Below are 18,933 nucleotides of genomic sequence, written 5' to 3' on the forward strand. Positions count from 1 at the left end.
CACCTTGGCACCCCACAAGAACTCACCGCGCCCGACGGCGAAATCGTTTGGTCCGCCCACTACCGCGCCTACGGCCAACTCGCGAAGCTGGACGTCAACACCGTCACCAACCCGTTGCGCTTCCAGGGCCAATACTTCGACCCCGAAAGCGGCCTGCACTACAACCGCCATCGCTACTACAATCCGGACGTTGGTCGCTATCTGACGCCTGATCCCGTGAAACTGGCGGGTGGGCTGAACGGATACCAGTACGTACCCAACCCGACGGGGTGGGTGGATCCGCTGGGGCTAAGTACCTGTCCGGGTGGGGATGGATGTAAGCCGACGCACCGCGCTGAAGATCCCACGAGCAGAGCCAAGGTAAACGAAGGCGACGTAGAGCCGCCTAAAGGATCCGATAGTAAGCTCTCAAGAAATGGGGCATTCAGGAGGGCAAAAAAAATTGCAGGAATTCAAAAAAATCAACTACCTAAACGTTTGCGTCGAGAAACAATTAAGGATCAAGACCGTTACATTCAAGGTAGAGTATATGTTTTTGAGTTAAAGAATCGGATAATCGAGATTCGCGAGCACTCTTTAGGTCATACAAAAGGAAATCATGGTCCACACTTCAACACTGAGGTGTTCATAAATGAACGTAAAGTACCTCTAAGCATTGGCGACGACTCACACACATATTTCAAGAGATAATGAATGAACACGGCATTTATATGTGAGGACGGCATTTATCCTTGGGATCAGGTCACCCACAGTGACGACAAGGACTTTCTAACACTCACCTTACTTAATCACGAAATCAAAGAAGCTTGGCCTTCGTGGTGCAAGCTTGAGTTTTTACTCAAGGAAAAGTGGCCATTCACGGTAAGATGGGGCACGTATGGAATAAAGCCATACAGCAAGACTATGGAATATCTGACTATAAGGGAATTTTCAAAAAAAGCGGGACCTAGAGATATTTTACTGAAAAATGAAGTAACGTCGGTATATTCCTACATAAAGCAATTAAACACGTCCTCTACGGAAACAGACCCATCAACGCTGGGTAGCGCTTGCAACTCAATACGGCTGATGATACAAAACGAAAGAATCGCTGAGCTCTCGCAAAAATTAAGCGCTCTCGATTACATATCAGCAATAGATGATTTCAGACTAATACTATTCAACAGTTCAACTTTATCTATCCGATTTTTCAATGGTGAGACTTACGGGGCCATTCAGTTAATATGTCATTCAGAACATAAAAAACTCATCCTATCCAAAATAAATGAAATAGAAATAAAAGAAATAACAAAAAACGAAATTTACGACTATCTGCAAAGCCCTTCATAACTGTTAGCTCCAGCAAGCAGAAACTGTCACCCAAACATAAAACCCATGGAAGCAAATAACAATGCTAGAGCAAAACAAAAATATAGCACTCACTGGAATGGAAGCACTGAAAGTATTATCAGAAATTGAGTTCATACTTATTTCCTTGCGGAACATGGGTAGTTTTTATGCAGACAAGCCTTTTGCCCTGGAAGAATACCGGAAAGACACCACCGATTTTATCGATGATTTCGGCATCACAACACGGCTCGCACAGATCCGCAATATAATATCAAAGCATTTCGACGATACTCTTGGAGAGGATGATATGGATGACATAGAAAGGCATATGGTCGGATTAAAATTCTGGAAGCCTAAACCCTATAGACAATCCGTCGAGGCTCGCACTAAAAACCATAAACCCTAATAAATTTACCCAATGAGATTACAACAATGAATTACTTAGAAAAAGAAATCGACGAAGCTATAATCGCCTTAAATATAGAAGTCAAAAAGCTGGCACCTAACGAGGTCGAATCACTGATTACATCTCTTAGCGAGAGATTTTTTAGAACCAAACAAAAAGTACTTGACCCTAGCGATCTCAATATAAAAAACGAGCAACACAATCCAAATTTTTGGAAGGAGATACCAGATATCATTCATAGTGGCTCGCTGATTTTAATTGTTTTTGACTCATCCCAGAGAGCATGGAGGGTAGGCAGCGCCAACAATCTTACTAGTATTTTATCTGAAACAACGGGTTATCCTTTCTGGGTCACTGACCAAGACCAAACATTCGTCGCCAACATGGATGACCATGACTGCGTAACCTGGGCATAGTCTGCTTATAGTTAATACCCGCGGTCAGCCATGAAGCTAGCCCGCCCTTCTTGCGACCGATTCTCATCCCCTCAACCATTACCTCGAAAACGCCGCCCCGCCATGCCCGCCCCCTGGCAATCGCAACCTCGGCCCGCTTTATCGCCGTTACCCTGGCGAACTCCTGCTGTACTGCCCCCCCGGATAAACCGCCGCGAAACCACCAACAACCGTGCAAGACCTTCATCCGCCTGATGAACAGCGAAGTCGCCAAGATCGGCAGCGTCCGCGCTTTTCTCTACCGCATCACCAATAACCTGAGCATCGACCATACTCGGCACAACAGCGTGCGAGGAATCAACGATGAGCGTGAACTGCAAATCCTCACCGGCGATACCCCCATAAAAAACAGTGCCATCACCAGCAGTAACTGGAACACCTGCAACGCCTAATCGATAGATTGCCCTCGCCCACTCACGGAGTGTTTCTGCTGGCCCGGGTTGAGCAATTAAGCTACAAGGAGATTGCCGTCCGTCTGAATATTGATGCCCGGGCGGTGGAGCGACATTTGAACAAGGCCATGGCCCATTGCACCGCAGCCCTGCAAGCAACCGAGTCCCGATGAACGATCAACCCACCCCTTCGCCGTCCGAACGTGACCAGCAAGCCCTGGACTGGTTTACCCGTCTGCGCGGGGAAAACCTGACGTTTCAGGAGCTGAATACGTTTGCCCTGTGGCGCGAAGACCCGCTGAATGCCCACGCCTACCAAAACGCCGAGACGCTTTGGCAGTTGCTGGATCGCCCCTCCCGAGCAGCACACAAACCAGATCGCCGTCAGCCGATTTCCCGACGCCGAACCTACGCCACCGCTGCCTGCCTGATACTCGCCGCCGGCGCGATATGGCTGGGCACCCCGCCGATCAGCAGTTGGGACAGTGACTACACCACTAGCACCGGGCAACAGCAGGACATCACCCTCGCAGACGGTTCACACCTGCAGCTGGACAGCGACAGCGCGCTCGATATCGACCTCACCTCCGATGAACGCCGGGTAAATCTGCGAAGAGGCCGTGTGTATCTGCAAGTCAGCCACGACAGTCGACCCTTTATTGTGCAAGCCGGCGGCACTCGGGTTCGGGCGCTGGGCACCGAGTTTTCCGTCGCGCATAACGACAAGTCCGATGAGGTCATTCTGCTGCTTGGCATGGTTGAAGTAGCCGCCTCCGGGCAACACCAAACGCTGCAGCCGGGCGAACAGTTGCGCGTGGTGAGCGGATATGTGCAAGCCCCCCAAGCCGTCGACGCCGAACGCCTGCTGGCCTGGCGCAAAGGGCTGCTGAGCGTGCGAGACGCACCCTTGCGCGAGGTGCTTGAGGAGTTGGTGCGCTATCAAGGTGGCCACGTGATCTGGCTCGACGATAAAGTCGGACAACGCACCATCAACGCCAGCTTCAATCTGAATCAGGTCGACAGTGCCCTGGACGCGCTGATCAGCACCCAAAAACTGCGCACCACAGCCCTCACCCGTCGCATCTTGATCGTGCGCGGCTGACTGGACGATGAGCCGAATAAGCCTTCTATTCGGCTCACCCACCGAGCACACCGCCATGGATCACCCGAACTGGATCTGGCAGCAACCTGACTGGCCGCACTTTCACTGGCAACCAGAGCGCCTTGCAGCCTTGTTGCGTGAGTGCACACAGGCGCAGGGAAAGTTGCTGGGCATGCTCGGTTCGGTCAGCCAGGCGCAGAGTTCAGAGAGTGAACTGGATGCCTTGCTGCAAAATATCCTGACGTCCTCGGCAATCGAGGGTGAGCAACTCAACGTTGGCTCGGTGCGATCTTCCCTGGCCCGGCGTCTGGGCCTGGAGCAATTGCAAGATGGCTCCGTAAGCCGACGCAGCGAGGGCCTGGCAGACTTGATGCTGGACGCCACACAACAGTTTGCTCAGCCGTTTACCCTAACCCGTCAATTTAACTGGCATCGATGGTTGTTTCCCGCCGAGGAAGCCCGCTTTTCCACGCACGCCTTGAGCGTAGGCGCGCTAAGGGGCGATGAGCCGATGCAGGTTGTGTCGGGACGGCTGGACCGGCCCACCGTGCATTTCGAAGCGCCACCTCGCCAAGGGCTGGAGCAGTCGCTGGACGATTTCATCGAATGGTTTGAAGCCAGCCGGAATCATGCGGCCCTCGACCCATTGCTGCGCGCAGGCATGGCGCATTTCTGGTTCGTCACGCTGCACCCCTTCGATGATGGCAACGGTCGTCTGACGCGGGCGATTACTGACCTCGCGCTCGCCCAGGCAGAGAACCAGGCCATCCGCTTCTACGCGATGTCGGCGAGCATCCTTGAAGACCGGGCGGGCTATTACGGCGCACTGGAAACCGGTCAAAAAGCCACGCTGGATGTGACCGATTGGTTTGAGTGGTTCCTGCAAACCCTGCTTCGTAGCCTGCAGCAGGCCATGGCGCGGATTGACCGGGTGCTGGGCAAAAGTCGCTTCTGGCAACGGCATCGGGACCACGCACTCAGCGCTGAACAGACCAAAGTCTTGAATCGCTTGCTCGACGGCGGCGACAAGAGCTTTGAGCACGGGATCAGCGCCGCCCAGTATCAGGCCGTGGCCGAAGTGTCCAAGGCCACGGCGACTCGACACCTGGCCGATCTTCTGGAAAAAAACTGCCTGGTTCGGTTACCCGGCGGCGGGCGCAGCACCCGTTACCAAATCAACACCCAAGGTGACTGATTTACAAGGCAATTCCCCCCACTCATTTGCCCCAATCCCCCATGTCTGCTAGTGTCGCGCCGGTTTACCGTCTACCGGAATAGCCGCCATGGCCCGCAAAAAAGTTGCACTCGATTTCGAACAATCCCTCGCCGACCTGCAAGCGCTGGTCGAGCGTATGGAGAACGGCGAGTTGTCGCTGGAAGACTCGTTGACCGCATTCGAGCAGGGCATCGGCCTGACCCGCGACTGCCAGAGCGCCCTGGCGCAGGCGGAGCAGAAGGTCCAGGTGTTGCTGGAGCGCGACGGGGAGCTGGCCGAAGAACCTTTCGATGCGGAACAGCCTGAATGATCGACGCTTATCAGGCCGGCAGCCAGGCCCGGGTCAATGCTGCGCTGGAGCCGCTGTTTGTTGCGCCTACTCCTGAATTGGCCCGCTTGTATGAGGCCATGCGCTACAGCGTGATGAATGGCGGCAAGCGCGTGCGCCCGTTGCTCGCCTACGCGGCCTGCGAAGCACTCGGCGCCCAGGCGGAGGAAGCCAACGGCGCCGCCTGTGCGGTGGAGTTGATTCACGCTTATTCGCTGGTGCACGACGATTTGCCGGCGATGGACGACGACGATCTGCGTCGCGGCCAGCCCACCACCCATAAAGCCTTCGATGAAGCCTGTGCGATTCTCGCCGGTGACGGCCTGCAAAGCCTGGCGTTCAGCGCCCTGCTGGACCCGCGCTTGAGCCGCGTCAACGCCGAGATCCGCTTGCGTATGGTCACCGCGCTGGCATTGGCGGCAGGCCCGGCCGGGATGGTCGGCGGCCAGGCGATTGACCTGGGCTCGGTCGGCCTCAAGCTCGATCAACAAGCCCTTGAATACATGCACCGCCACAAGACCGGCGCGCTGATCGAGGCCGCCGTGCACCTCGGCGCCCTGGCCAGTGGCCGTGCCGACGCCGCACAACTGGCAGCCTTGCAGACCTACGCGCGGGCCATCGGCCTGGCGTTCCAGGTGCAGGACGATATTCTCGACGTTGAAAGTGATACCGCGACCCTCGGCAAGCGCCAGGGTGCCGATATCGCACGGGACAAGCCGACTTATCCTTCGCTGCTCGGCCTGGAAGCCGCCAAGGCCTACGCCCTGGAACTGCGGGACCAGGCACTCGATGCCCTGCGACCTTTCGACGCGGCTGCCGAGCCACTGCGTGATCTGGCGCGGTATATCGTCGAACGCCGCCACTGACAGCACTGGCCTTTTCCACCGCATATCAGCCAAGTTCGGCGCTCTGCGTGGGCAGTTTGCGATGCTTGAGGTAAACTGCCGCCTCTTCTATACCTATAACGATTCGCCTGATGCCCACGACGTTCCAAGAGATTCCCCGCAAGCGCCCGGCCACGCCCCTGCTGGACCGCGCCAACACGCCGGCCGGCCTGCGCCGCCTGGGTGAAGCCGAGCTGGAAACCCTGGCCGATGAGTTGCGCCTGGAATTGCTCTACACGGTCGGCCAGACCGGTGGGCATTTCGGTGCCGGCCTGGGCGTCATCGAGCTGACCATTGCGCTGCATTACGTGTTCGACACCCCGGACGACCGGCTGGTGTGGGACGTGGGTCATCAGGCCTATCCGCACAAGATCCTCACCGGACGCCGCGAGCGCATGGCCAGCCTGCGCCAGAAGGACGGCATCGCCGCCTTCCCGCGCCGCTCCGAGAGCGAGTACGACACCTTTGGCGTCGGCCACTCCAGCACCTCCATCAGTGCAGCGCTGGGCATGGCCATTGCCGCCCGCCTGCAGAACAGTGATCGCAAGGCGATTGCGGTGATCGGTGATGGCGCGTTGACCGCCGGCATGGCCTTCGAGGCGCTGAACCATGCGCCGGAAGTGGACGCCAACATGCTGGTGATCCTCAACGACAACGACATGTCGATCTCGCGCAATGTCGGTGGCCTGTCGAATTACCTGGCAAAGATCCTCTCCAGCCGTACTTACGCCAGCATGCGTGAAGGCAGCAAGAAGGTGCTCTCGCGTCTGCCCGGCGCGTGGGAAATTGCCCGTCGTACCGAAGAATATGCCAAGGGCATGCTGGTTCCCGGCACCCTGTTCGAAGAGCTGGGCTGGAACTACATCGGCCCGATCGATGGCCACGACCTGCCAACCCTGATCGCCACCCTGCGCAACATGCGCGATCTCAAGGGCCCGCAGTTCCTGCATATCGTCACCAAGAAAGGCAAAGGCTTCGCTCCGGCGGAAGTCGACCCGATTGGTTACCACGCGATCACCAAGCTTGAACCCCTGGACGCCCCGGCCGCCGCGCCGAAGAAACCCAGCGGGCCGAAGTATTCCGGTGTGTTCGGCGAATGGCTGTGCGACATGGCCGCCGCCGACCCGCGCCTGGTGGGCATCACTCCGGCGATGAAGGAAGGTTCCGACCTGGTGGCGTTCAGCGAGCGTTTCCCGCTGCGCTATTTCGACGTGGCCATCGCCGAACAACACGCCGTGACCTTCGCCGCCGGCATGGCCTGTGAAGGCGCCAAGCCGGTGGTAGCGATCTATTCCACCTTCCTGCAGCGCGGTTATGACCAACTGATTCATGACGTGGCGGTGCAGAACCTCGACGTGCTGTTCGCCATCGACCGTGCCGGCCTGGTGGGCGAAGACGGCCCGACCCACGCCGGCAGCTTCGATTTGTCGTACCTGCGTTGCATCCCCGGCATGCTGGTGATGACCCCGAGCGACGAGAACGAACTGCGCAAGATGCTCAGCACCGGCCACCTGTACAACGGCCCGGCTGCCGTGCGTTATCCCCGTGGGAATGGTCCGAACGCCGTGATCGAAAAGGACCTTGAGCCTATCGAGATCGGCAAGGGCATCGTTCGTCGCCAGGGCAGCGGGGTTGCCTTGCTGGTGTTCGGCGTGCAGTTGGCCGAAGCCTTGAAAGTGGCCGAGAAGCTCGACGCCACCGTGGTGGACATGCGTTTCGTCAAACCGCTGGACGAAGCGTTGGTGCGCGAGATCGCCGGTAGCCATGAGCTGCTGGTAACCATCGAAGAAAACGCCATCATGGGCGGTGCCGGTGCGGCAGTCAGTGAGTTCCTGGCGCGGGAGAACATCCTCAAGTCGGTGCTGCACCTGGGCTTGCCGGACGTGTATGTCGAGCATGCCAAGCCGGCGCAGATGCTGGCTGAGTGCGGGCTGGATGAAGCGGGGATTGAAGCTTCGGTTCGTCAGCGCATGACCCTGCTGGGCCTGTAGGAACGCGATTAAAAATGTGGGAGCTGGCTTGTGTGGGAGCTGGCTTGCCTGCGATAGCCCCACCTCGGTGTAACTGACACACCGAGGTGCCTGCATCGCGGGCAAGCCCGGCTCCCACACAAGCCCCTCCCACATTTGTTCTATGCCAACTTCAAAAGCTACGGACAGCCCATGATCCGCCTTCGCCTTGCCCTGCCCCTTCTGTTACTGCCCGCCACCGACCTGCTCGCCGACAGCTTCGAACGCGACGACGCCCTCAAGCTGCCCGACGTGGTGATCAGCGCCAACCGCCAGGTCCAGGCGCGCAACGACAGCAGCGCCGCCAACACCGTCTTCACCCGCGACGACATCGACCGCCTGCAACCCACCAGCGTGAGCGACTTGCTCAGCCGCGTACCCGGCGTGCAGGTGGCGCAAAGTGGTGGTCGTGGCAGCCAGACGAACGTGTACATTCGCGGCACCTCGACCGCCCAGAGCCTGGTGCTGGTGGACGGCCAGCGCATTAGCAGTTCCACCAGCGGCACCAGCAACCTGCAATACCTCAATATCCAGCAGGTTGAGCGTGTGGAAGTGCTGCGCGGTTCGCGCTCGGTGATCTACGGCAGCGATGCGATTGGCGGGGTGATCCAGATCTTCACCCGGCGCAATACCGAGTCCGGCGTGCAACCCCGGCTGCATGTGGGATTCGGCAGCAACCAGACGGGGGAACGCAGCCTGGGCCTGTCCGGCGGCGACGCGCAAACCCGCTTCAACCTGGGCGCCAGCCTGGATGACACGGCCGGGATCAATCGTACGCGCACCTCGTACCCCAGCGACCGCGACCATGATGCCTATCGCAACCAGGCCATCAGTTTCAGCCTGAGCCATGCCTTCAACGATGACATCGAAGCAGGCGTGAACGTGCTGGATAACCGCGGCAAAAGTGAATTCGACAACTCGTTCTCCGCGCAAAAGCCCTACACCGACTTCACCGTGAGCAGCGTCAGCAGCTACGTCGACGCCCGCATCAATGACGTGTGGCAATCGCGGCTGGAAGCGGGCCACAGTGAAAACCGCGAAGATACCCTGGACAAGCTCAGCACCGAACGCAGCGTGTTCAACACCTACCGCAACTCGCTGAACTGGCAGAACGACCTGACGCTGAACGACCAGAACAGCCTGATCCTGGGCGGCGACTGGTACCAGGACCAGGTCAACAGCAGCACAGCGTTCGCCGAAGACAGTCGCTGGAACCGCGCGGCGTTTATCCAGCACCGTTTCCAGGCGCAATCCTTCTCCACGGAACTGGGACTGCGCCGCGACGAGAACCAGCAATTCGGCGGCCACAATAGCTGGAGCGGCACATTCACTCTGCCGTTGAACCCGGATAATGATTTGCTACTGAGCTACAGCGAAGGCTTCCGGGCACCGACGTTCAACGACCTTTACTACCCGGACGAATTCGGCTTCAAAAACAGTAACCCGAACCTGAAACCCGAAACCTCGAAAAGCTACGAAGTACAGTGGCGCAGCCAACTCAGCGACACCCGCCGGCTCGAAGCCTCGCTGTACCGCACCGACATTCAGGACGCGATCGTGTTCGCCAGCGGCGGCCCGCAAAACGTCAGTTCAGCACGTATCAACGGCTTCGAAGCGGCGCTCAAGCAAGAACTGTTCGGTTGGCAAAGCAGCCTGGGCGTCGCCCTGATCGATCCACGGGACCGCGACACTGGGCGCACACTGGCGCGTCGAGCCCGGCGCACCGTGAGCCTGGACCTGGACCGCCAATTCGACCAGTTCGGCGTCGGCGCCAGTTGGCAGGCGGTGAGCAGCAGCTACGACGATCCGGCGAACCAGCAACGCCTGGGCGGGTATGGGTTGCTCGGTCTACGGGGCAGTTGGGCGGTGAATCACGAGATCACCCTGGAAATGAAGCTCGATAACCTGCTGAACAAAGACTACAGCCGGGCGCTGTATCAGTACCAAGGCCAGCAATATGGCTATCGGGAAGAAGGCCGTGCGTTGATGTTCGGAGTGACCTGGACGCCGTAAATCCAAGTCGTCTGCACCGGCCTTATCGCGGGCAAGCCCGGCTCCCACAAGGGACGGTGTTTATCCAGACGACTCGGTCAAATGTGGGAGCTGGCTTGCCTGCGATAGCGGTCTCACAGCCCCGGTGCAATCACCTGACACAACCGCGCCACCGCCTCCAGCATCTGCCCGCTGGGCCGTTCCAGGCCCTTGTCAGGCACCAGCAGCAAACGCCCGCCAGCCACCGCCGCCACCTGGGGCCAGGCCTTCCAGGCATCCAGCTGCGCTTGATCGCCCGCCAGAATCACCTCGGGATTGCGCTGCAGCACCGACTCGATGCTGACCTGCGGCGCGGGCAACTTGAGGTCGTCGAACACATTGCGCGCGCCGCACACACCCAGCGCATCGCTGATGATCTGCCCGCCGCCCACGGTATACAGCGGCTGGTTCCACACCTGATAAAACACGCGCAACGGCTCGGCCCGGTGATAGCGCAAGCGCAACTCGGCCAAGCGCTGACGCAACTGCGCGGCCAATTGCCGGCCAGCCTCCGCCCGCCCGAGTTGCCGGGCAATGGTTTCGACCTGTGAGGTGAGTTGTTCGAGGCTGTGGGGTTCGGCGACAAACACCGGGATGTTCAGGCGTTGAAGCTGTTCACGCTGGGCCGGGGCGACGCTGCCGGGCCACAGCAGGATCAAATCCGGCTTGAGGCTGAGCAGCCGTTCCATGTCCAACTGCCCGTAATTGCCTACCGACGGCACCTTAGCCAACGCCGGTGGCCGCTCGCCGCCATCCAGCACGCCCACCAGCAAATCGGCGGCGCCCAGTTCAACGACGATTTCAGACAAGGACGGTGCAAGGCTCACAACCCGCTCGACCGCCGCTGCCTGGGCCGCGACGACCAGCAGCCACACCGCCAGCCAGGCGCGCATCAACCCAACTGACGCGGGATGCGGTAGAGGTAGAACAGCACCAGAGTCGACAGCGCCAGCAGAAACAGCGGCACCGCTTCCAGCCCGACAAACACCGCCAGCGCGCCGACCCAGGCCGGCAGCGCGGCCACCAGCAACGCCACGCGCCGACGGGCCGCGAGGGTGATCCAGGCAGCCGGTTCTTCGGGGGTATCGAGGGCTTTGCCGGTGGCGATCAGCGCGTGTTTATAGCCATGGAAGTACCGCAGGCTGACAAACATCGAGGCTACGCCTGCGATAAAAAACGGCATCGCCAGCACCGGCAGCAAGGGCTCGGCCTTGCCAAACACCAGGTTGATCACAAACAACGGGGCCAGCGCCAACGCCAGGTATTGCCACCAGTTAAATGACAGTCGCCGCTTGACCTGGCCGCGCGTCACGCCCGGTCGACCTCGCCCTGGTGCTCGTTGCCCATCATGTGGTCGAGCTTGCTGGCCTTGGTGGCCAGGTACAGTTTGTTGTGCGGATTGTGGCCGGTGTGCAGCGGCACGCGCTCGGCGACGGTGATGCCCATGTCGGTCAAGGCTTTGACCTTGCGCGGGTTGTTGGTCATCAGGCGCAGGGATTTGACGCCCAGGTGCTGGAGCATCGGCAGGCAGATCGCGTAGTCGCGCTGGTCAGCGGCAAAACCCAGGCGCTCGTTGGCTTCTACAGTGTCGGCGCCGCCATCTTGCAGCTCGTAGGCGCGGATCTTGTTCAGCAGGCCAATGCCACGGCCTTCCTGACGCAGGTACAGCAACACGCCACGGCCTTCGCGGGCGATGGCTTGCATGGCAGCTTCCAGTTGCGAGCCACAGTCACAGCGCTGGCTGAACAGGGCGTCGCCGGTGAGGCATTCGGAGTGCACACGGCCGAGCACCGGGGCGCCGTCCGCCACGTCACCGAGGCTGAGAACAACGTGTTCGCGCCCGGTGGCTTCTTCAAGAAAGCCATTCATGGTGAACGTGGCAAAAGGGGTTGGCAGCTTGGAAGCAGCGACGAAAACGACGGGCACCTTGTGCTCCTGATTTCAGATTTCACAGGGGTGGGATTGTAACAGTAGGTTCCTACAGACGCTTAAGCTGAATTATCGCTGATAAAGATCAATAGGTTCGATTGGCCTTCAGCTTGGTTCTATGCCTTTCAGAAATGTTGATAGCCACGAATGACCGGCGTGATGTCCTGCCCAGACGCATCCAGCAGGGTAACGCCCTGCCCCGCCTCGACCCGGCCGATCACATGCACTGGCACACCGGCAGCCAACAGCGGCGCCAGTTCGGCGGGCGGCAACGTGAACGCCAATACGTAGTCATCACCACCGCTCAGCGCGGCCACACGGGCATCCGCCTCACCGACGAACGCCAGCAAGGCCGCCGACAACGGCAGCTTTTGCTGCTCGATCAACAAGCTGACAGCCGACGCCTTGGCGATATGCCCGCAATCAGCCAGAAGGCCGTCGGAAATATCCATGGCAGACGTGGCCTTGCCTCGCAACGCCAAGCCCAGCGCCAACTGCGGTTGCGGCGACCAGTAATGGGCCAGCAGCGGCTCGGCGATCGCCGCCTCTGCCGTGCGCTGCCCCAGCACCAGCGGCAATGCACCGGCGGCGTTGCCCAACTCTGCGCCCACACACAGCAAGTCGCCAGGCCGCGCACCGCTGCGGGTCAAGGCCTGGCCCGCCGGCACCCGGCCAAACACGGTCATGGTCAGGCTCAGCGGCCCACGGGTGGTGTCGCCGCCCACCAACACCACGCCACAACCCTGGGCCATGGCGTTCAAACCCTGGGCATAGCGTTGCAGCCAATCGGCATCAACCGTCGGGGTGGTAAGGGCAAGGGTAAACGCGAGGGGGTTGGCGCCCATGGCCGCCAGGTCGCTGACTGCCACCGCCAGCGAGCGCTGGCCGAGCAGGAACGGATCACAGGGGTCGGCAAAATGCACGCCGGCCACCAGGGTATCGGTAGAAATCGCCAGCTGTTCCCCGGGGGGAACCGCCAGCAAGGCGCAGTCGTCGCCAATCCCCAGTGCAATGCCTTCGCCGCCCTGCGCACAAGGCGCGGCGGCGAAGTAGTTGCGGATCAGCTCAAACTCGCCCATTGCGTCAGCAAGCGCCAGTTAGCGCTTGTACGCCTTCACTTCGGCTTCACGCAGGCGCGGGGCCAGCTTGTCGAGCACGCCATTGACGAACTTGTGACCGTCGGTGGAACCGTAGACTTTCGCCAGTTCGATCCCTTCGTTGATCACCACGCGGTACGGCACGTCGACGCGCTTGAGCAGTTCCCAGGTGGACAGGCGCAATACGGCCAGTTCCACCGGGTCCAGCTCTTCGATCGCCAGGTCCAGGCACGGCGTCAGTGCAGCGTCGATCTCCGGCAGGTTGGCCGGAACGCCGTGCAGGATGTCGTGGAAGTAGCTGGCATCGGCCGCGCTGAAATCGTTGTCGACGCGAAACTGCGCCTCGATTTCGTTCAGCGAGGTTTTAGCCATGTGGCGCTGGTACAGGGCCTGGGTCGCAAGCTGGCGGGCCGCACGACGCTTTTCGCTTTTCGAGGGCTTGCCGGCGTCTGCCGGGCGCGGGTCCTGGGGGTTGAACTGATCGCTGTCGTCGCTAATCACTTGGCCTCCAACTGTGCCAGCAGGCTGACCATTTCCAGGGCGGACAGGGCAGCTTCAGCACCTTTGTTACCGGCCTTGGTGCCGGAACGTTCGATGGCTTGCTCGATGGAATCAACGGTCAGCACGCCAAAGGCAACCGGCACGCCGAACTCCATGGACACCTGGGCCAGGCCCTTGGTGCATTCGCCAGCCACGTATTCGAAGTGCGGAGTACCGCCACGAATGACCGCGCCCAGGGCGATGATCGCCGCGTATTCACCCTGCTGTGCAACTTTCTGCGCAACCAGTGGAATTTCGAAGGCGCCAGGAGCGCGGATGATAGTGATGTCGCTTTCGCTCACACCGTGGCGAACCAGGGCATCCACGGCACCGCTTACCAGGCTTTCAACCACGAAGCTGTTGAAGCGGCCAACCACCAGGGCATAGCGGCCTTTGGGGGCGATGAAGGTACCTTCGATGGTCTTCAGGGTCATTCGACAAATCTCTTAAAGAGCCGGGACGCGCTTGGTGCGCGCCCCTCAGTGATATTTGAACCGCGAACAAGGGGTAAACAACGCCGGCCTTTATTCGGAGGGCACGTATTCTACTACTTCCAGGTCGAAACCGGATATGGCATTAAATTTCATTGGCGCACTCATCAGGCGCATTTTGCGCACGCCCAGGTCACGCAGGATCTGCGAACCGGCACCGACGATGCTGTAGGTGGTCGGTTTTTTCACCGGCGCATGGTCGGCAGTTTCGCGGATATGCGCCAGCAACACGTCGCCATCCAGCGGATGCCCCAGCAGCAATACAACACCGCTGCCAGCCTCGGACACCGCGGACATCGCGGCCCGCAGGCTCCAGCGCCCCGGCTGCTTGACCATCAGCAGGTCGCGCAGCGGGTCCATGTTGTGCACTCGCACCAGGGTCGGCTCTTCAGCGCAGATGGTGCCCAGGGTCAGGGCCATGTGCACGTCGCCTTCCACGGAATCACGATAGGTCACCAGGTTGAACTGGCCCAGTTCGCTGTCCAGGGGCTGCTCGGCAATCCGCTGAACGGTACGTTCGTGGATCATCCGGTAGTGAATCAGGTCGGCAATGGTGCCGATCTTGATGCTGTGCAGCGCGGCAAATTCTTCCAGCTCGGCGCGACGGGACATGGTGCCGTCGTCGTTCATCACTTCGCAGATCACCCCGCTCGGCTCGAAACCGGCCATGCGCGCCAGGTCGCAGGCAGCTTCGGTGTGGCCTGCGCGAGCCAGGGTGCCACCCGGCTGGGCCATCAGCGGGAAGATATGGCCCGGGCTGACGATGTCTTCAGCCTTGGCGTCTTTCGCGGCGGCGGCTTGAACGGTGCGGGCGCGGTCAGCAGCGGAGATGCCGGTGGTCACACCGGTAGTGGCTTCGATGGACACGGTGAACTTGGTGCCAAACCCCGAACCATTGCGCGGTGCCATCAGCGGCAGCTTGAGCAGCTCGCAACGTTCGCGGCTCATCGGCATGCAGATCAGGCCACGGGCGTGCTTGGCCATGAAGTTGATGTGTTCCGGCTGGCAGCACTCGGCGGCCATGATCAGGTCGCCTTCGTTCTCGCGGTCTTCGTCATCCATGAGGATGACCATCTTGCCTTGGCGGATGTCTTCAACCAGTTCTTCGATGCTGTTGAGCGCCACGCGGCACCCCCTTGGGTCAGGATTTAAGGTAGCCGTTAGCGGCTAAAAAACTTTCAGTGATGTTACTCCCGGTCGGCTCTGCGGCCTTATCGCCCAACAACAGGCGCTCCAGGTAACGGGCAAGCAAGTCGACTTCCAGGTTCACCCGGCGACCTGGCTGGTACGACGCCATGATGGTTTCGCTCAGGGTGTGGGGAATGATGGTCAGTTCAAATTCGGCGCCATTCACGGCGTTCACGGTCAGGCTGGTGCCGTCGACGGTGATCGAGCCTTTGTGGGCGATGTACTTGGCCAGCTCTTTGGGCGCGCGAATACGGAATTCCACGGCACGCGCGTTTTCGCTGCGGGCGACGACTTCGCCCACACCGTCGACGTGGCCGCTGACCAGGTGCCCGCCGAGACGGGTGGTCGGGGTCAGGGCTTTTTCCAGGTTCACCGGGCTGCCGCTCTTGAGGTCGTTCATCGCGGTGCAGTCCAGGGTTTCCCGGCTGACATCGGCGGCAAAGCCGTTGCCAGGCAACTCGATGACGGTCAGGCACACACCGCTGACGGCGATGCTGTCGCCCAGTTTGACGTCGCTCAGGTCGAGCTTGCCGGTTTCAACCAGCAGGCGTACGTCGCCGCCTTTTGCGGTCATTGCACGGATGCTGCCGATGGATTCGATGATGCCGGTGAACATGCCGTTCTCCTGAAGACGTGGCGCAGGCCGGGAATTATACGCTCGATGATGGCACAGGAATGGCAGTGACTCGCCAGTCGTCGCCCACAGCGCGCATTTCAGTGATCTTGAGTTGGGGGGCGTCGGCCAGTTTCTCAAGCGGCCAGTCCAACAAAGGCCGGGCAGCGGAGCCAAGGAACTTGCCGGCGACGAATATCACGTACTCGTCCACCAGGCCTTGCTGGGCGAAGGCACCGGCCAGGCTTGGGCCGGCTTCCACCAACACTTCGTTGACGCCACGGCCGGCCAGGGCCACCAGTGCGGAACGCAGGTCGACCTGGCCGTCGACACCCGGCACCACCAGGCACTCGGGGCCGGTGGGGTACTGGTTGTCCGGCGTCACGCAGGTGATGACCAGTGCGGGGCCGGCCTTGAAGAACGGCGCATTCAGCGGTACCCGCAGGCGGCCGTCGATCAATACACGCAACGGCGGGCGGGACATCGCCAGGGCGGTGGTCTCTTCGTCCAGGCCCAGTTCGGCGGCGCGCACCGTCAGGCGAGCACCATCGGCCAACACCGTGTCGGCGCCGGTCAGCACCACACTGGCCTGGGCCCGCAAACGCTGCACAGCGGCACGAGCGGCCGGGCCGGTGATCCATTGGCTTTCGCCGTTGGCCATCGCGGTGCGACCGTCCAGGCTCATGGCCAACTTGACCCGCACAAACGGCAGGCCATGCTCCATGCGCTTGAGGAAGCCCGGGTTAAGCGCCCGCGCCTCATTCTCCAGCAAGCCGCTGTAAGTCTCGATCCCGGCCTGGGCCAGGCGGCGCATGCCACGCCCGGCGACTTCCGGGTTCGGGTCCTGCATCGCCGCGACCACACGGGCCAAGCCGGCATTCACCAGTGCATCGGCGCATGGTGGCGTGTGCCCGTGGTGGCTGCACGGTTCAAGGGTCACATAGGCGGTGGCGCCCCGGGCTTTATCGCCCGCTGCCCGCAGGGCGTGGACTTCCGCATGGGGCTCGCCAGTGCGCACGTGCCAGCCTTCGCCGACAACCTGCCCGTCACGCACGATCACGCAGCCAACCCGTGGGTTGGGGTGCGTGGTGTACAGGCCCTTGCGCGCCAATTCCAGGGCGCGGGCCATGTAATGGGCGTCGAGCACCGCTTGTTCTGCCGAAGGTGGGTTCATTCTTTTACCGGCTCACGGGCCAGGCGGTCGATCTCTTCGCGGAACTCGTTGAGGTCCTGGAAGCGTCGATACACCGAGGCGAAACGGATATAGGCGACTTCGTCGAGCTTTTGCAGCTCGGCCATCACCAGTTCTCCAACGACCAGGGATTTGACTTCGCGCTCGCCGGTAGCCCGCAGCTTGTGCTTGATGTGCACCAGCGCCGCTTCCAGCCGCTCGACACTCACCGGGCGTTTTTCCAGGGCGCGCTGCATTCCGGCGCGCAGTTTTTCTTCGTCGAAAGGCTGGCGACTGCCGTCGGTCTTGATCAGACGTGGCAATACCAGTTCGGCGGTTTCGAAGGTGGTGAAACGTTCACCGCAGCCAGAGGCCAGGCATTCACGCCGGCGACGCACCTGTTCGCCCTCGGCGACCAGACGCGAGTCAATGACCTTGGTGTCGTTGGCACCGCAGAAGGGACAGTGCATGGTGGCAGGCAACAAAAAATGGGAGGGCCATGGTAGCGCATCCCCGTGGCAAGACAAGCCATAGCCTTTACGGTATATAGGCTGACTATTATGTTTCATATTTTTTAAGCCACGGATTTTGTCCTTTCTGGAGCCGTACATGCAGTTACGACCACTTGTTTTGCTCACGTTGCTTGGTTTCCTGGTCGCCTGCAGCAGCCATACCCCAAAACCTGCCGCGCCCGTTGCTGCCCCTCAGCAAGAGAAAAAAATCCCTGGCGTGGAAGAAGACCTGGGCCCGTTGCCCGCCTTCCAGCGTGAAGTCAGCGGCCAATTGAACGGCGTACCTGCCGGTGCGGAAGTTGAACTGGCACTGCTGGTGATCGACGACCGCTCGCGCCCGCAACAACTGCTCGCCAGCAGCGTGCTGATCGGCAACAACAAGCCGTTGGCCTTCCGCCTGCGCTTCAACCCCGAAGCCTTCCCCGCAGGCGGACGCGTTGAACTGCGTGGCCGCGCCAGCCAGTCCGGCCAGTTGATCCTGCACCTGCCGCCCGTGCGCATCACCCAAGCGATCACCCAGACCACCGGCCCGCTGCAACTCGTTCCCGCACCATGACGCCACCGCTGGACCTGCAACGCGCCCTCAGCGAACTGATCGGCGACGCCCAACTGGTGCCCTGCCCGCTGCCGGGCACCGCGTTGTCGCTGTGGCTGCTGGACGCCGACAACATGGACCGCGCCTTCAGCCCCGAAGAAACCCGGCGCATCCTGCATGAGCCACCGTACTGGAGCTTTTGCTGGGCCAGCGGTCTGGCGCTGGCGCGATACCTGGCGGCCAATCCCGAGTGGGTTGCGGGCAAGCGGGTGCTGGATTTCGGCGCGGGTTCGGGTGTTGCCGGGATAGCCGCGGTAAAAGCCGGCGCGCTGGAAGTGGTGGCTTGCGACCTTGATCCGCTGGCCCTGGCCGCCTGCCGGACGAATGCCGAACTCAACGGCGTAACACTGGGTTATTCAGAAGACTTCTTCGCCGAAGCCGACCGGTTTGACCTGATCCTGGTCGCCGATGTGCTGTACGACCGGGCGAACCTGCCGCTGCTGGACCAGTTCCTCACCCGGGGCCGCGAAGCGCTGGTCGCCGATTCCCGGGTTCGGGACTTCCAGCACCCGGACTACCAGCGCCTGGAAATCCTCGACGCCCTCACACTGCCCGACCTGGCCGAGCCCTGGGAGTTTCGCAAGGTGAGCCTGTACCATTCGCGGCGCCGTTGAGACCATCGCAGGCAAGCCAGCTCCCACATTG

General features: G+C 60.7%; 24 protein-coding genes. 14 read left to right on the forward strand and 10 right to left on the reverse strand.

Features of this window, described 5'->3' with window-relative positions:
• The 12 genes from HX875_RS23195 to HX875_RS23250 form a co-directional block, all read left to right on the forward strand.
• The coding region (locus tag HX875_RS23195) for an RHS repeat-associated core domain-containing protein (RefSeq protein ID WP_177046076.1) at positions 1-690 on the forward strand (690 nt) is incomplete at its 5' end.
• 3 nt (positions 691-693) lie between these two features.
• A complete protein-coding gene (locus tag HX875_RS23200) occupies positions 694-1,329 on the forward strand; it encodes a hypothetical protein (protein WP_177046078.1) in 636 nt (211 codons plus the stop codon).
• A gap of 61 nt (positions 1,330-1,390) precedes the next feature.
• The gene (locus tag HX875_RS23205; RefSeq protein ID WP_177046080.1) at positions 1,391-1,735 is read left to right on the forward strand and encodes a hypothetical protein; all 345 of its coding nucleotides are present in this window, start codon (positions 1,391-1,393) and stop codon (positions 1,733-1,735) included.
• A 26-nt stretch (positions 1,736-1,761) separates the two neighbouring features.
• The gene (locus HX875_RS23210; protein WP_177046082.1) at positions 1,762-2,151 is read left to right on the forward strand and encodes a hypothetical protein; all 390 of its coding nucleotides are present in this window, start codon (positions 1,762-1,764) and stop codon (positions 2,149-2,151) included.
• Positions 2,152-2,384: 233 nt separating this feature from the next.
• Positions 2,385-2,582, forward strand: a complete 198-nt coding sequence (locus HX875_RS23215; RefSeq protein WP_177046084.1) for a hypothetical protein — start codon at positions 2,385-2,387, stop codon at positions 2,580-2,582.
• A gap of 29 nt (positions 2,583-2,611) precedes the next feature.
• Positions 2,612-2,755 carry a sigma factor-like helix-turn-helix DNA-binding protein gene (locus HX875_RS33230; RefSeq protein ID WP_371317240.1) on the forward strand — a complete coding sequence of 48 codons (144 nt, stop codon included), beginning with the start codon at positions 2,612-2,614 and terminating at the stop codon, positions 2,753-2,755.
• On the forward strand, positions 2,752-3,684 hold the full coding sequence (locus HX875_RS23225) for a FecR family protein (protein WP_177046088.1): 933 nt from the start codon (positions 2,752-2,754) through the stop codon (positions 3,682-3,684). The genes HX875_RS33230 and HX875_RS23225 overlap by 4 nt, the downstream gene beginning before the upstream one ends.
• A 55-nt stretch (positions 3,685-3,739) precedes the next feature.
• Positions 3,740-4,879 carry a Fic family protein gene (locus HX875_RS23230; protein ID WP_177046163.1) on the forward strand — a complete coding sequence of 380 codons (1,140 nt, stop codon included), beginning with the start codon at positions 3,740-3,742 and terminating at the stop codon, positions 4,877-4,879.
• 88 nt (positions 4,880-4,967) lie between these two features.
• Positions 4,968-5,210 (forward strand): exodeoxyribonuclease VII small subunit, encoded by a 243-nt coding sequence (locus tag HX875_RS23235; protein WP_010174693.1) that lies wholly within the window; start codon positions 4,968-4,970, stop codon positions 5,208-5,210.
• Positions 5,207-6,094 carry a (2E,6E)-farnesyl diphosphate synthase gene (gene ispA, locus HX875_RS23240; RefSeq protein ID WP_177046090.1) on the forward strand — a complete coding sequence of 296 codons (888 nt, stop codon included), beginning with the start codon at positions 5,207-5,209 and terminating at the stop codon, positions 6,092-6,094. The genes HX875_RS23235 and ispA overlap by 4 nt, the downstream gene beginning before the upstream one ends.
• 110 nt (positions 6,095-6,204) lie before the next feature.
• Complete coding sequence (gene dxs / locus HX875_RS23245; RefSeq protein ID WP_177046092.1) at positions 6,205-8,103, forward strand: 1-deoxy-D-xylulose-5-phosphate synthase; 1,899 nt, start codon at positions 6,205-6,207, stop codon at positions 8,101-8,103.
• A gap of 171 nt (positions 8,104-8,274) precedes the next feature.
• Positions 8,275-10,134, forward strand: a complete 1,860-nt coding sequence (locus tag HX875_RS23250) for a TonB-dependent receptor domain-containing protein (RefSeq protein ID WP_177046094.1) — start codon at positions 8,275-8,277, stop codon at positions 10,132-10,134.
• A 113-nt stretch (positions 10,135-10,247) separates the two neighbouring features.
• Here HX875_RS23250 and HX875_RS23255 read toward each other — a convergent pair whose 3' ends face one another.
• From HX875_RS23255 to nrdR, 10 genes are all read right to left on the reverse strand, one after another.
• On the reverse strand, positions 10,248-11,045 hold the full coding sequence (locus HX875_RS23255; RefSeq protein WP_177046096.1) for a cobalamin-binding protein: 798 nt from the start codon (positions 11,043-11,045) through the stop codon (positions 10,248-10,250).
• Positions 11,045-11,464, reverse strand: coding sequence for a nuclear FMR1 interacting 1 family protein (locus HX875_RS23260; RefSeq protein ID WP_008436498.1), 420 nt, complete (start codon positions 11,462-11,464; stop codon positions 11,045-11,047). The genes HX875_RS23255 and HX875_RS23260 overlap by 1 nt, the downstream gene beginning before the upstream one ends.
• Positions 11,461-12,078: a GTP cyclohydrolase II gene (gene ribA, locus HX875_RS23265; protein ID WP_177046098.1), complete on the reverse strand. Its 618-nt coding sequence runs from the start codon at positions 12,076-12,078 to the stop codon at positions 11,461-11,463. The genes HX875_RS23260 and ribA overlap by 4 nt, the downstream gene beginning before the upstream one ends.
• A 128-nt stretch (positions 12,079-12,206) precedes the next feature.
• Positions 12,207-13,160, reverse strand: a complete 954-nt coding sequence (gene thiL, locus HX875_RS23270; protein WP_177046100.1) for a thiamine-phosphate kinase — start codon at positions 13,158-13,160, stop codon at positions 12,207-12,209.
• Positions 13,161-13,178: 18 nt separating this feature from the next.
• Positions 13,179-13,679: a transcription antitermination factor NusB gene (gene nusB / locus HX875_RS23275; RefSeq protein WP_177046102.1), complete on the reverse strand. Its 501-nt coding sequence runs from the start codon at positions 13,677-13,679 to the stop codon at positions 13,179-13,181.
• Positions 13,676-14,152: a 6,7-dimethyl-8-ribityllumazine synthase gene (gene ribH / locus HX875_RS23280; protein ID WP_003209986.1), complete on the reverse strand. Its 477-nt coding sequence runs from the start codon at positions 14,150-14,152 to the stop codon at positions 13,676-13,678. The genes nusB and ribH overlap by 4 nt, the downstream gene beginning before the upstream one ends.
• Positions 14,153-14,242: 90 nt before the next feature.
• Positions 14,243-15,334 carry a bifunctional 3,4-dihydroxy-2-butanone-4-phosphate synthase/GTP cyclohydrolase II gene (gene ribBA, locus HX875_RS23285; protein ID WP_010174664.1) on the reverse strand — a complete coding sequence of 364 codons (1,092 nt, stop codon included), beginning with the start codon at positions 15,332-15,334 and terminating at the stop codon, positions 14,243-14,245.
• 16 nt (positions 15,335-15,350) lie between these two features.
• Entirely contained in the window at positions 15,351-16,013 is a 663-nt protein-coding gene (locus tag HX875_RS23290) for a riboflavin synthase (RefSeq protein WP_177046104.1), read from the reverse strand.
• Positions 16,014-16,047: 34 nt separating this feature from the next.
• Positions 16,048-17,184 carry a bifunctional diaminohydroxyphosphoribosylaminopyrimidine deaminase/5-amino-6-(5-phosphoribosylamino)uracil reductase RibD gene (gene ribD / locus HX875_RS23295; RefSeq protein ID WP_177046106.1) on the reverse strand — a complete coding sequence of 379 codons (1,137 nt, stop codon included), beginning with the start codon at positions 17,182-17,184 and terminating at the stop codon, positions 16,048-16,050.
• On the reverse strand, positions 17,181-17,651 hold the full coding sequence (nrdR, locus tag HX875_RS23300; protein ID WP_010174661.1) for a transcriptional regulator NrdR: 471 nt from the start codon (positions 17,649-17,651) through the stop codon (positions 17,181-17,183). The genes ribD and nrdR overlap by 4 nt, the downstream gene beginning before the upstream one ends.
• A 139-nt stretch (positions 17,652-17,790) precedes the next feature.
• Between nrdR and HX875_RS23305 the strand changes: the two genes are divergently transcribed.
• Together HX875_RS23305 and HX875_RS23310 are read left to right on the forward strand one after the other, a co-directional pair.
• Positions 17,791-18,249: a YbaY family lipoprotein gene (locus HX875_RS23305; RefSeq protein WP_177046108.1), complete on the forward strand. Its 459-nt coding sequence runs from the start codon at positions 17,791-17,793 to the stop codon at positions 18,247-18,249.
• Positions 18,246-18,902: a class I SAM-dependent methyltransferase gene (locus HX875_RS23310; RefSeq protein WP_177046110.1), complete on the forward strand. Its 657-nt coding sequence runs from the start codon at positions 18,246-18,248 to the stop codon at positions 18,900-18,902. The genes HX875_RS23305 and HX875_RS23310 overlap by 4 nt, the downstream gene beginning before the upstream one ends.
• Positions 18,903-18,933 lie beyond the last annotated feature (31 nt).

This window comes from Pseudomonas yamanorum (assembly GCF_013386765.1).
GTDB classification, from domain to species: Bacteria; Pseudomonadota; Gammaproteobacteria; order Pseudomonadales; family Pseudomonadaceae; genus Aquipseudomonas; species Aquipseudomonas yamanorum_A.